Annotated in this window: 12 protein-coding genes and 1 pseudogene; 5 read left to right on the forward strand and 8 right to left on the reverse strand. The window is 68.8% G+C overall.

The annotated features are described in order from the left end of the window. Window positions 1-84 precede the first annotated feature (84 nt). The 3 genes from BJF87_RS21870 to BJF87_RS21880 form a co-directional block, all read right to left on the reverse strand. The gene (locus BJF87_RS21870) at window positions 85-939 is read right to left on the reverse strand and encodes a TIGR02569 family protein (RefSeq protein ID WP_006360085.1); all 855 of its coding nucleotides are present in this window, start codon (window positions 937-939) and stop codon (window positions 85-87) included. Between the two features lie 59 nt (window positions 940-998). Beyond that, entirely contained in the window at window positions 999-2,195 is a 1,197-nt protein-coding gene (gene moeZ / locus BJF87_RS21875; RefSeq protein WP_035755135.1) for an adenylyltransferase/sulfurtransferase MoeZ, read from the reverse strand. Between the two features lie 72 nt (window positions 2,196-2,267). Beyond that, window positions 2,268-3,311, reverse strand: coding sequence for a DUF3152 domain-containing protein (locus BJF87_RS21880; protein ID WP_035755133.1), 1,044 nt, complete (start codon window positions 3,309-3,311; stop codon window positions 2,268-2,270). 66 nt (window positions 3,312-3,377) lie between these two features. On the opposite strand from BJF87_RS21880, the gene BJF87_RS21885 reads away from it, so the two are divergent. Further along, a complete protein-coding gene (locus tag BJF87_RS21885) occupies window positions 3,378-4,058 on the forward strand; it encodes a TetR/AcrR family transcriptional regulator (RefSeq protein WP_075863905.1) in 681 nt (226 codons plus the stop codon). Window positions 4,059-4,160: 102 nt separating this feature from the next. On the opposite strand, the gene BJF87_RS21890 is transcribed toward BJF87_RS21885, so the two are convergent. Next, entirely contained in the window at window positions 4,161-4,391 is a 231-nt protein-coding gene (locus BJF87_RS21890; RefSeq protein WP_006360089.1) for a DUF3107 domain-containing protein, read from the reverse strand. 113 nt (window positions 4,392-4,504) lie between these two features. Next, window positions 4,505-5,197: a ferritin-like fold-containing protein gene (locus BJF87_RS21895; RefSeq protein WP_006360090.1), complete on the reverse strand. Its 693-nt coding sequence runs from the start codon at window positions 5,195-5,197 to the stop codon at window positions 4,505-4,507. 340 nt (window positions 5,198-5,537) lie between these two features. Between BJF87_RS21895 and BJF87_RS21900 the strand changes: the two genes are divergently transcribed. Further along, window positions 5,538-7,205: a DEAD/DEAH box helicase gene (locus BJF87_RS21900; protein ID WP_075863906.1), complete on the forward strand. Its 1,668-nt coding sequence runs from the start codon at window positions 5,538-5,540 to the stop codon at window positions 7,203-7,205. Between the two features lie 18 nt (window positions 7,206-7,223). Further along, window positions 7,224-8,498 carry a hypothetical protein gene (locus tag BJF87_RS21905; protein ID WP_006360092.1) on the forward strand — a complete coding sequence of 425 codons (1,275 nt, stop codon included), beginning with the start codon at window positions 7,224-7,226 and terminating at the stop codon, window positions 8,496-8,498. Between the two features lie 10 nt (window positions 8,499-8,508). On the opposite strand, the gene BJF87_RS21910 is transcribed toward BJF87_RS21905, so the two are convergent. Both BJF87_RS21910 and BJF87_RS21915 read right to left on the reverse strand, forming a co-directional pair. Next, on the reverse strand, window positions 8,509-9,297 hold the full coding sequence (locus tag BJF87_RS21910; RefSeq protein ID WP_006360093.1) for a ParA family protein: 789 nt from the start codon (window positions 9,295-9,297) through the stop codon (window positions 8,509-8,511). A 109-nt stretch (window positions 9,298-9,406) separates the two neighbouring features. Continuing rightward, window positions 9,407-9,852: pseudogene (locus BJF87_RS21915) on the reverse strand (hypothetical protein). Window positions 9,853-9,980: 128 nt separating this feature from the next. Between BJF87_RS21915 and BJF87_RS21920 the strand changes: the two are divergent. Then, window positions 9,981-10,916, forward strand: coding sequence for a diacylglycerol kinase family protein (locus BJF87_RS21920; protein WP_187346535.1), 936 nt, complete (start codon window positions 9,981-9,983; stop codon window positions 10,914-10,916). Here BJF87_RS21920 and BJF87_RS21925 read toward each other — a convergent pair. Beyond that, window positions 10,835-12,073, reverse strand: coding sequence for an MFS transporter (locus tag BJF87_RS21925; RefSeq protein WP_006360096.1), 1,239 nt, complete (start codon window positions 12,071-12,073; stop codon window positions 10,835-10,837). The genes BJF87_RS21920 and BJF87_RS21925 overlap by 82 nt on opposite strands. A 445-nt stretch (window positions 12,074-12,518) precedes the next feature. Here BJF87_RS21925 and BJF87_RS21930 point away from each other — a divergent pair, with 445 nt between their 5' ends. Further along, on the forward strand, window positions 12,519-12,773 hold the full coding sequence (locus BJF87_RS21930; protein WP_004023450.1) for a WhiB family transcriptional regulator: 255 nt from the start codon (window positions 12,519-12,521) through the stop codon (window positions 12,771-12,773). The last annotated feature ends 84 nt before the right edge of the window (window positions 12,774-12,857 follow it).

The raw sequence follows: 12,857 nt of genomic DNA on the forward strand, positions 1-12,857 counted from the left end.
GACCGGACCGTCACGTTGTTCTCACTTCACCCCAAGGGCCCTGTGAGAACTCCGACAAACTCAGATCGGGGCTGTGAGCTGCGGTTATACGAGCAAACGTACCAGCTCGACGACCCGCTGCAACCCGGGCAGTGCGCCGGCGGTCGAGCGCGGGTGCAGCGCGTGGACGGCCAGACGGAACATCGTCGCCCGCAGCATCATCTGCGGCCACTCCGGCTGATCGGACCACCGCTGGATGAGTTCGGTGTCGGCGCCGCCCCAGGCGAGGGCGTCGACCACCGCGACCGCGGCCGCCCACGGAGCAGGTCGCCAGTACGGGACGATGTCGGTGATGCCGGGCGCCGCGGCACCGGCGAAGAGCACGGTGCCGAACAGGTCGCCGTGCACGACCTGGGACGGCAGGTCGACCGGCTTGCGAAGCTTCGCAAGGGTTCTCAGCATCTCGACGCTCTGCACCCCGTCGGGTGCGGTCGGCTCGGCCATGCCCGCGGCACGGGCCGAGCGCAACGGGACCTCCTCCCACGCGGCGCGGTCGGCGGCGGTGAAGACGTCGACGTCGGTGTGCGGCGGCGCGGGCGGCTGCAGCAGGAAGCGCGGACGTTCGAGGGTTGCGGTCGCCTCGTGCAGGCGGTCGGCGACGAGGACCACTTCGTCGTGGCGCGGCTCGGGTGTTCCGGCGATGTAGGTGTCGGCACGCCAACCCGAGACGACGTAGCGGCCGTCTGTGGCGCGGAACGGGCGTGCGATCCGCATGCCCTCGACGTAGAGCGTCTCGCGGACGGCGGCCGACCAGGCGGCGCGCGCGTGGTCGGGCACGAGCGACAGCACGACCTCACCGACGCGCCAGCCACCGATCCATGATTCGCCCATGGCGACGGGCGGATGGGAGGTGAGCCCGAACGTGTTCAACACGTGTTCGGGCGGCTCGACGGTATTCACCAGGCCAGATTACCGAGCGCAGGTGACCGATTCGAGAAGGCACGCGGTGGGAACGGCGGTCAGTAGACCGGCAACGTCTTGTCGACCTGGTTGGCCCAGGCGGTCACCCCGCCCTGCAGGTGCGTGGCGTCGGCGAAACCGGCCCGCTTGAGTGCGGCGAGTGCCTCGGCCGACCGGATGCCGGTCTTGCAGTAGAGGACCGTAGGGCGATCCTGCGGAACCTTCGCCAGGCCCTCGCCGGAGAGGATCTCGCCCTTCGGGATCAGGGTCGCGCCCTCGATCCGGACGATGTCCCACTCGACCGGTTCACGTACGTCGATGATCGCGAGCTTCTCCCCCGCGTCGATCCTCTGCTTGAGTTCGGCGGCGGTGAGCGTCGACCCGGCCGCGGCGTCGGAGGCCTCGCTGGAGACCACACCGCAGAAGTCGTCATAGTCGATGAGGCCGGCGATGCGCTCGCCTTCCGGGTCCTTGCGGATCTTGATGGTCCGGTAGGTCATGTCGAGGGCGTCGTAGACCATGAGGCGGCCGAGCAGCGGCTCGCCGATGCCGCAGATGAGCTTGATGGCCTCGGTACCCATGATCGATCCGATCGAGGCGCACAAGATGCCGAGGACACCGCCCTCGGCGCACGACGGCACCATCCCGGGCGGCGGGGCCTGCGGGTAGAGGTCGCGGTAGTTGATGCCGCGACCGTCGGGGGCGTCTTCCCAGAACACCGACGCCTGACCCTCGAAACGGTAGATCGATCCCCAGACGTAGGGCTTGTGCGCGAGCACCGCGGCGTCGTTGACCAGGTAGCGGGTCGCGAAGTTGTCGGTGCCGTCGAGGATGAGGTCGTACTGCGAGAACAGCTCGATCGCGCCCTCGGGTTCGAGTCGCTGATCGTGGATGTTCACGGTGACGTAGGGATTGATCTCGAGGATCGAGTCCCGCGCGCTCTCGGCCTTCGGGCGCCCGATGTCGGACTGTCCGTGGATGACCTGGCGCTGCAGGTTGGACTCGTCGACGATGTCGAATTCCACGATGCCGATGGTGCCGATACCCGCCGCGGCGAGGTACAGCAGCGTCGGCGAACCGAGTCCGCCCGCGCCGATCACGAGCACCTTCGCGTTCTTCAGGCGCTTCTGCCCGTCCATCCCGACATCCGGGATGATCAGGTGGCGGCTGTAGCGGGCCACCTCTTCGTTGCTCAGTTCGGCTGCCGGCTCCACGAGCGGTGGCAGCGACCCGGTGAGCGACCCTTGCGACGACACGAACGCCTCCAGTATTCGGCGAGTACACGGACTCTTGGCACAACCACCGGAAGGGTCCGCTCATTCCCGGGGTCAGCGCTTGGGGAACGGCCAGGGATTCGGGCGGCAGACGAGCGAGCGGTTGGCCTTCATGTCCGGGTCGAGAGCCATGATCTCGGAGTTGTCGGTGCCGAAGGACTGCTGCATCATCACCGGCGCGAGCGCCCCGTCCTCGCGGCACGGCTCATGCGATGCGTAGCCGAGTCCGTGGCCGACCTCGTGGTTGACGAGGTACTGCCGGTAGGCGATGTCGTCACCCTGATAGGACAGCGCCCCGCGGACCCAGCGGGCCTCGTTGAGGGTCACGCGCTCCTGCGGCGGGTAGTAGCACGAGGTCTCCAGCCTGATCTGGTACCCGCACAGTTCGCGGGTCGTGCCGGTGGAGACCAGGGTGATGCGCAGGTCCGGTTCCCCGCGGTCGATGCGCCGGAAGCTCACGCGCCCGTCGCCGATCCAGCTGCGCGGATTGGCCAGCGTCATGTCGACCATCTTCGCGAAGGTCGGGTCGCCGCCGTAGTCCTGCGGGTTCAGGCCGTTCTCCACCTCGACGGTGTAGGTGTACTCCTGGCCTCCGGTGCCGACCTTCGGTCCCGCGCCGCGCAGCACCCGGAAGGTCTGGCGGCCCTGCGTGGTGAACGGTCCGCCCTGCGGAAGGGTGCCGGCCGGCAGCGCGGCGGCCTGGATGTCGCCGGTCGGCGCACCGATCGGGCGGGTCTCGGTGTTGATGTCGGTGTTGCGGGCAGCCGAGTCCGGGTTGACCGCGGCGGTCGGGGCCAGATCGGAACCGCGCCCGTCCTGGATGGTCACCACGATCAGCGCGATCGTGAGAACCGTGAGGACCGGGATGGCGTAGGCGCGCCAGCCGTACGTCGAGACGAAGCGGCCGAGCGACGACTGCTTCTTGTACTCGGGCTGTGCCTCGCGGTCGACGCGGGGACGGCCGCTGTCATCGGTCGGGTCCCAGCGCGCCCGAAGCGGCTGGTCCGGCTTGGGGCGTCCCGACGATCTCGGGCCGACATCCTTGGTGCGCACCGGTCCCTGATCAAGGCCGGTGCCACCATCCTCTGCGCGGCTCACGGGACAACTTTCTCACAGCGGACCGCAGATACTGCGCAGGAAGGTCTCCCGAGTACGATCTTCGCCATGTCGACCGCAACCAACGCGTCCTCGGTTCCCGGACGCAGTACGCGCCTGCCTCGCAGCGCACGGCGCATGCAGTTGCTCGATGCGGCCAGTGAGATCTTCGTCGAACGCGGCTACCACGCCGCGGGGATGGACGAGATCGCCGTGCACGCGGGAGTGAGCAAACCCGTCCTGTATCAGCATTTCCCGTCGAAGCTGGACCTCTACATCGCGGTCGTCGACTCGCATGCCGAGAAGCTGGTCAGCGACGTGAACACCGCCCTGCGCACCACCACCGACAACCGGAAGCGCGTCCGTGCCGCCGTCGAGGCCTTCTTCGACTTCATCGACCAGGACAACTCCGGCTACCGGCTGATCTTCTCCTCCGATGCCTCCGACCCCGCGGTCATCCGCCGCGTCGAAGGCGCCACCGAGGCCTGCGTGGACGCAGTGTACGGCCTGGTCATGCACGATTCCGGTCTCGATCCGTACCGCTCCCGCATGCTCGCCTCCGGGCTCGTCGGGGCCAGCCAGGTCAACGCGCGCTACTGGCTCGAGGCCAAGCGTCCCGTGGACAAGCAGACGGCCGTCGACACCACCGTCGCGTTGCTCTGGGGCGGTCTGTCCCACTTCCCGCGCCAGGCCGCACCGCAGACCGACGCGGAGACCCCGGCGGAGGACACCGACTACGGTCAGTCCTGAACTCAGACGACAGACCCAGACCGACGACAAGGGTCCGGTGCGACCTTCGCGAGTGATCGCGAGGTGCGCACCGGACCCTTGTTCGTTGGTCTGTGTCCCGCCTCAGGAACCGAACCCGACGCGACGGTTCTCCGACGCCCCGACCTCGACGTAGGCGATCTTGGTGACCGGGATCAGGTAACGGGCGCCCTTCTCGTCCACCAGGGCCAGCAACTGCTGCTTGCCGCCGAGTGCCGCCTCGACCTCGGCATAGGCCTTGTCGCTGGTCAGCGACGTCGCGACGGTCAGCTCACGCGGGCTGTCGGTGATGCCGATCTTCACTTCCACGGCCATGTGCCGCCCTCCTCCGGTGTCAACAACGCTTGCCGCACAAGGCTAGTCCAGCGGTCACGGGACCGGACAGCCGCTCCGCTGACAGCGAAAAAGCAAGGGAACGAGCGGATTGGTCAGCCGAGACCGAGATCGGCCATGCGCTCGCCGTGTTTGGCCGCGACCGCGTCGAAGAAGTGGGCGACCCCCGACAGCGAGGAGCCCCCGGAGAACAGCAGATCGGTGACCTCCTCCTCGGCCGCGAGCACCCACTGCGCATGGGTGATGGCCTCGCCCAGCAGACGGCGCCCCCACAGGACCAGCGCGGACTTGATCGACGGATCGGCCTCGACGGCCGCCCGGACCTGCTCGCGGGCGAACGCCGAGTTGGCGGTCTCCGCCATCACCTCGGCCATCACGGTGCGCGAGTCGGGCGGGAGCATGTCGGACAGCTCGACGTAGAAATCGGAGGCCAGACCGTCACCGACGTAGGCCTTGACCAGCGCCTCGTACCAGGTCTTCGGGGTGGTGGCCCGGTGGTACTGGTCGAAGACCGACCGGTACCGTTCCACCGCCTCGGCGGCGGTGAGGCCCGTCATCGTCTCGACCCGCTCGGCGAGGCGGTCGAAGTGGCCGACCTCGGAGGCGGCCATCCGCGCGATCGCGATCTTGCTGGGCACGTCGGGAGCCATCGCCGACTCCTCGATGAGCCGATGGAAGGCGGCGAACTCGCCGGCCAGCAGCACCGCGAACAGCTTCCCGACCACGCGGTCCTGGGTCTCGATCGCAGCTACCGGGGTGATGTCGGAGGGGTCGGGTACAGGCGCCATGAGGTGATGGTAGCGGCCTCTCCGGAAGCACCAAGTACACTCGACTTCGGTGCACTCCGACGGGACCCCCCGGCGCCTGCCCGCTGAGCTGCGTGATCATCGCGTGCTCGCCGGCGCGAGCGTGTGGATGCGGCCGATTGGATGTGACGACGCCCCCTCGCGATCTCCTCGCGGGATCGAGACAGCGAGTTCCTCGCCGGATCGAAGAGTCCGTCTCACGACACCTCGGTCGAATCCCCGGTGCCACCACGACATTTGCGCGCGCACTTTCGAGCTTTTTCCTCGTGCGCGCAGGAATCACACGCGCGCAAGAGACTGGCCAGAAAGGCAACACACGCATATGAGCGATTCGGCCGTGCAGACGACCATCGTCGACGAAACCCACACCGCCCCCACCTTCGCCGAACTCGGCGTGGACGAGCGCATCGTCTCGGCACTCGCCGACGACGGCAAGACCCAGACGTTCGCCATCCAGGAACTGACCCTCCCCCTCGCCATGGGCGGGGACGACCTCATCGGTCAGGCCCGTACCGGCATGGGCAAGACCTACGGCTTCGGCATCCCGCTGCTCCATCGCCTCGCCAACGCCGAGGCAACGGGTGTCCGCCCCCTCGACAACACCCCTCGCGCGCTGATCATCGTGCCCACCCGCGAACTCTGCGTGCAGGTCACCAGCGACCTCGAGATCGCCGCCCGCAAGACCGACGTCACCCTTGCCCCCGGCGCCGGGAGCGGAGCGAGCGGGCCGAAGGACACTGTCACCAACCGCATGCTGAAGATCACCTCGATCTACGGCGGCCGCCCCTACGAGGCGCAGATCGCCGAACTGCAGTCCGGCGTCGACGTCGTTGTGGGCACCCCGGGCCGCCTCCTCGACCTCGCCCAGCAGGGACACCTCGTGCTCGGCAAGGTCTCGATCCTCGTCCTCGACGAGGCCGACGAGATGCTCGACCTCGGCTTCCTGCCGGACATCGAGCGGATCATGTCCGCGCTGCCGACGCCGCGTCAGACGATGCTCTTCTCGGCGACCATGCCCGGCCCGATCGTCACCCTGGCCCGCACCTTCCTGCATCGGCCGACGCACATCCGGGCCGAGAACGCCAACGACTCCGCCGTGCACGACCGCACGAAGCAGTACGCCTACCGTGCTCACGCGCTGGACAAGGCCGAACTCGTGGCCCGCATCCTGCAGGCCGACGGTCGCGGCGCGACGATGATCTTCACGCGTACCAAGCGCACCGCCCAGAAGGTCGCCGACGACCTCGCCGAGCGCGGATTCAAGGTGGGCGCCGTGCACGGCGACCTCGGTCAGATCGCCCGTGAGAAGGCCCTCGGCCGGTTCCGGAACGGCACCATCGACGTCCTCGTCGCCACCGACGTCGCCGCCCGCGGCATCGACATCGACGACGTGACCCATGTGATCAACTACCAGTGCCCCGAGGACGACAAGACATACGTCCACCGGATCGGCCGTACCGGCCGCGCGGGCCGCACCGGGATCGCGGTGACCCTCGTGGACTGGGACGAGCTGCACCGCTGGGAGCTCATCGACAAGGCCCTCGGACTCGGCATCCCCGAGCCCGCGGAGACCTATTCCACCTCCGAGCACCTGCACGAGGAGATGTCCATCCCGGACTCGGTCACCGGCCGGATCGTGGCCGCCAAGCCGGCGCGCGACCCGAACGAGACCCGCGAGACGCGCGAGGATCGGGAGCCGCGTAAGCGTTCCACCCGCACCCGTCGTCGTACCCGCGGCGGCCAGGGCGACGATGCCGCAAGCGCCGAGACGACCAAGAGCGAGACCACCACGAGCGAGACCACCACGAGCACCACCGACGACGCCGAGGCGAAGACCTCCGGGGACGACACCGCCGAGGGAACCTCGAAGCCGCGTCGTCGCCGTCGCCGTCGGGGCGGCGCCAACCGCGCGACGGCGGGCGAGGGTTCGGGTGCAGGCTCCGACGCGACCCCGGTCGCCGCACAGTCCGCACCGGCCGCAGCCGAGTAACCCACCACGAGTCCACGCGTGGCACGCGTCAAACCGGAGCGGCGCCGGCCGATCGATCTCGCGATCACCGCGACCATCATCGTGCTCGTCGCCGTTGCCGGGCTGATCGCCTGGCTGGTGAGCCCCGTCCGCGGGACGACCAGCGTTCAGGCGCAGTCCACCCCACCCGAGGTCGAACAGCCCGCGGCGGTTCCGGACGCGTTCGCGCCGCGCTGGCAGGCCGCCTCCGACGCCACCGTCGTCCCGGCGATCGCCGATTCGGTGGTGGTGACCGGCGACGGCGGCACCGTCGTCGGACGCGACCCCGCTTCGGGGGACGAACTGTGGTCCTATCGCCGGGACCTCGACCTCTGCGTCGTCGACACCGCCTGGACCGCCAGCACCGACCTCGCGCTCGCGGTCTACCGCAACTCGCGGGGCTGCTCGGAGGTCACCGCTCTCGACGCGAAGACCGGTGCCCGCAAGGGCTCCCGGACCAGTGACGCCGACGACGAGCTCCGGCTGGTCAGCGACTACGGATACGTGGTCGCCCAGGGCTCCGGGCGACTGGAGACGTGGGGTTCGAACCTGGTCCGCGGCATCGAGTACGGCCGCGTGGAGGCACCCGTGCGCCCCGAGGACGAGGCCAAGCGCAAGGACTGCGTCATCTACTCCTCGGCCATCACCGGCGACCGCCTGTCCGTCGTCGAACGCTGTGCCGACGACCCGGGCTACCGGCTGACCGTGCTGGGCGCCCTCCTCGACGACGACGAACGCGTCGAGCAGTACGGTTCGACGCTGATCACCGGCGACGTCAGCGGACCTCCGCCGGTGGTGATCGCGATGTCGTCGACGGGTATCGCCGTCTACGACGGCGGTGCGAGTCCGGCCGAACCACCGGCGCTCGGCGGTGACAGCGGACCGTCGATCCGCCGCTTCGACTCCGAGGGCGTGGCCACCGGCTCGAACACCGTCGCCGGGGACGCCATTCCTCCGAAGGACAGCGTCCCGCTCGGGGGCGACGGCGTCGTCACCTACTGGACCGGCAAGGCCACGGTGGTGCTGGATGCGCAGAGCCTCAAACCGATCTACCAGGTACCGGCGACACTCGGCCCCGGTGAGGTGATGGCGGGGCAACTCCTGCTGCCGAGTGCGTCCGGGATCAGCGTGCGCGACGTGGCCGGTGGACGTGAGATCCGGTCGATCCCACTCACCCGCAGCACCGCACCGGACGGCGTGGTGAGCCTGCGGGTCATCGGCGAGATGGTCGTCGAACAGCGCGGCACGACGGTCGAGGCCTTCGGACCGGCCTGACGTCGTCCCCTCAGAAGTCGAGGGTCCGCACGTCCTCCCCCGCGTCCCAGTGCTTCCACAGGTTCTCCGCGAGTTCGCGATATGCGGTGGCGCCCTTGTTCTTTCGTCCCCGCATGACCGAGGCACCGGAAGCCGACGCCTCGGCGAAACGGACCGTGCGCGGGATCGGCGGGTTCAGCACCGGAAGGTCGTAGCGATCGGCGACGTCGGCGAGGACGTCGCGGCTGTGCGTGGTCCGCGCGTCGAACAGCGTCGCCACCGCACCCAGCATCGTGAGGTCGGGGTTGGTGATCTGCTGGACCTCGCGGACGGTGCGCAGCAACTGCCCGACACCACGGTGGGCGAGCGTCTCGCACTGCAGCGGGACGATCACCTCGTCGGCCGCGGTCAGACCGTTGAGCGTGAGCACGCCCAGCGACGGCGGGCAGTCGACGATGATGACGTCGAAGTCCTGCCCGACCTCGGCGAGTGCCCGCTTGAGTGCGTACTCACGTCCCGGCCGCATCAGCAGCAGCGCCTCGGCACCGGCCAGGTCGATGGTGGCGGGCAGCAGCGTCACCTTGTCCTCGGTGTCGAGGAGTACGTCGGCGATCTCCTCGTCGCCCAGCAGCACATCGTGCACCGAGGACTCCAGTTGATCGGGATCATGGCCGAGGGAGAAGGTGAGACAGCCCTGCGGGTCGAGGTCGACGACGAGGACCGACACGTCGAGGTCGGCAAGTGCGGCTCCGAGGGACTCGACCGTGGTGGTCTTGGCGACCCCACCCTTCTGATTGGCAATCGCAAGGATGCGCGTCATGTGCCCTACTGTACGGGCGCCCGCCCGGGCGTCGACATATAAGAGTCAGGGTTGCGGTAACAACTGGGTCAACTGATCGGGATGCCCGATCCCGCGACCGGTGAAGGGCTCAGTGGTCGGGCTCGAGATCCCCGGCGAGCCACCGCACGGCGGCCGGGCTGAACAGCATCACCAGCCCCGCGATCGCCGCGAGTGCCAACGGCACGCTGAACACCGGCCATCCGCTGGTGTACAGGTAGTACGCGACCGGAAGCAGCAGGATCTGGGCGACCATCGCGATCGATCGACCCCAGCGCCGACCCGCCAACAGGGCCACGCCGCCGACGAGGACGCCGCCACCGATGATCCCGAACCAGATGGCGGTGCCGTAGCCGCTGATGGCCGTCTCCTCGTGTCCGGCGAGTCCGCGGATCACCAGGATCACCGCCACCGCGACGCCGACCAGGCTTCCACGGTGGTCACCGCGCCGGCCACCTTGATCTGGGTGGGCGTCACCGACGGATCGACGTCGATCTCAAGCCGGTCCTGCTCCGGGCGGTCCTTCTCCGTGCTCACGCGTCCAGGGTATTCGGCGCCGGTCGGGCGGTGGCCGCGCACCCCACGGGCCCCCTCCCGGCACCGGGACGCAGGGCGGATTGCGCGCTTGGGCCACCTACCCCATATCCTCGGGTGTCGTGCGCGTCATGCTCATCGTCAACCCCTTCGCCACCGCGACCAGTCCGGCCGGGCGCGATGCTCTCGTGCACACACTGAGCGCTCACTTCGACCTCGACGTCGAGCTGACCACCCACCGTGGGCATGCCTTCGACCTCGCCGCCCGTGCGGCCGCCGAGGAATTCGACACGGTCATCGTCCACGGCGGCGACGGCTCGGTGAACGAGGCCACCAACGGCCTCCTCGATCCCCCGGGGACGAGCGATCCCGCGAGGCGCCGGCCGAGTCTGGCCGTCATCCCGGGCGGCAGCGCGAACGTCTTCGCGCGCACCCTCGGCATCGACCCCGACCCGCTGCTCGCGACCCAGCAGATCATCTCGCTCCTCGACGCCGGGGAGAGCCGTCGAATCGGCCTCGGTCACACCGACGACCGCTGGTTCCTGTTCAACACCGGCATGGGCATGGACGCCGTCGTGGTGCACGCGATGGAGGACAAGCGGCATGCGGGCAAGGCCGCCACGCCCGCCCGGTATCTGTGGACCACCGTCAGCAGCTTCCTCAAGCAGGCCGGCAGCTCGGCGACGTTCGACGTCGAGATCCCCGGCCGCGACCGGATCGTCGGCGCCCGTTTCGGTTTCGTCTCCAACACCAGTCCGTGGACCTATCTCGGGCCGCGCGAGATCCGCACCAATCCGACCACCGGTTTCGACACCGGACTCGGCGTGTTCGTGGCGACGTCGACCGGGGTCCTGCGCAACCTGCCGCTCGCCACGCGGCTGCTGACCCAGGCAGATCCCAAGGCACACCACCTCTTTCGCGACGACGACGTCGACGAGGTCCGGTTCATCGCGGAGGCCCCGATCGACGTGCAGATGGACGGCGACTACATCGGTGCGTTCCGCGACATACGTTTTCGCCATCGGCGCGACGCCCTGACCGTCATCGCACCCGCCGCCACCGCATAGGGCGACGCGGCGATCGCGAACAACGCCGCCGGCCCCAGATGTACCGATCCCGCAGCCCATCCGGCGAAGGCGAGGATCGCGACCACCTCCTCCCCCACGCCCGCGATCGACGTGACCGTCGCCCGCGACGCGGAGTCCAGTCGGTCCTGCAGAGCGGCGTCGGCGACGACCAGCGCCCACCCGAAGATCCCGAACGCGACGGCCACGCCGACGACACCGGCCGGGTGACCCCACAGCGCGGCCACGATCAGCACCGATGCGCCGAGTCCCACCGCGGGGCCGATCGCAGCGGGATCCCGGACGCGCCGGGCCGCGAGGGAACCGCAGATGTCCCCGGCTGCGACCACGATCATGAGCAGTGCGACAGACTCCGGCGTCGCGACGCCCGACACCGTGCCGCTCAGGAAGGACTCGACCAGCAACGGCAGGTACTCGTCGAGCGCCGCGACCCAGGTCAGGACGACGACCAGGATCAGCAGCCGGCGTGCGGTCGGCTGGTTGCGCAGGTGGTGCAGCCCGCCGCGAAGGATCGCGAACCACCCGACCGGCGGTTCGTCGAGGTCGGCGGTGCCGGCATCCGGCGTCACGTCCGGTCCGGAGCGCCCTACTCCGATCCGGCCCGTCTCCGGTAGTCCTGCGGAGATCAACGCGCAGAGCACGCAGGCCGCGACACTTGCGGTACCGACGGCGGCGTATCCGCCCCACGCGAGGAGTGGCACCGCCAGGGCCGTGCCGCCGATGACCCCGACCGCGGCCGCCGCCCGCATCGCGCCCGAGAGCCGTGCGTAGTCCTGCGACCTGCCGAGATGCGCGAGCTCGTCGTAGACGAGCGCCTGGTTCGTGCCGGATCGCAGCGATCCGCCGATCGCCCACAGCACAAAGCCGGCGGCGAAGGAGAGGAAGGAGGGCGCGTAGGTCCAGAGCGCGAAGCCGGCGCCGGTGACCAGAGGTCCCGCGACCAGTAGGCGGCGTCGCGAGAATCGGTCGGCCAGGATCCCGGTCGGCACTTCGACGATCACCGTCGACAGCGACCAGATCGCGAACAGTGCGCTGATCTCGGCGGCCGTCAACCCGGCCCCGGGAACGGTGGCATCGGCGAACAGAATCACGTAGACCGGGTAGAGCGGTATCAGGTCCTCGAAGAGGGCGGCGCTCACAGCCGCGGCCGTTAATCGCCGTTGTGGACCCGGCCCGTCATGGCCGGATCGGCGTGGTGTGGATCAACATCGTCGACGCATGTGAGCAAGAATACGCGACACGTCACTCCACGTCACGGACTATTTCGGACCTTGGGAGGGGCGCGACCTGCGGAAACTCATCGACAGTCGTCGGCGAGTGCGCGTAGGCTACTACACGGACGGCGAACCCGCTGTCCGTACCCCCCGTGGGGGCGCCTTCGGCCGAAGTGGTAGGCGCGGGACGTGATGTTGCCCACGTGTTAACCGAGAACCATTGACTTCGGCCGGATTCGTGAAAGTATTCACAAGCAACAACGCGGAAACATTTGGTGCGGCCGCGTGAACTGAGAGTTACCAGCCAAACAATCAGCAAGCAATCAACTAATCGAGTGGTGCGCGGAAACGCGCCTGAAGGAGTAGTGGAATGGACTGGCGTCACAAGGCCATCTGTCGCGACGAGGATCCGGAGCTGTTCTTCCCCGTGGGAACCAGCGGTCCGGCCATCGCACAGGTCGCCGACGCGAAGCTCGTCTGTGCACGGTGCCCTGTCACCGCTGACTGCCTCTCGTGGGCCCTCGAGTCGGGCCAGGATGCAGGCGTCTGGGGCGGCATGAGCGAGGATGAGCGTCGCGCGCTGAAGCGGCGTACCGCGCGTACCCGCACCCGTAGCAGCGTCTAGGCTCATCCGAGCCGGCGTTCGCCCGGATTCGAAGAAACCCGGCCACGGCCGGGTTTTTTCGTGTCCGGCAACGGTTCTCACCCC

Source organism: Gordonia sp. CNJ-863, from assembly GCF_001942325.1.
In the GTDB taxonomy this organism is placed as follows: Bacteria; Actinomycetota; Actinomycetes; order Mycobacteriales; family Mycobacteriaceae; genus Gordonia; species Gordonia alkanivorans.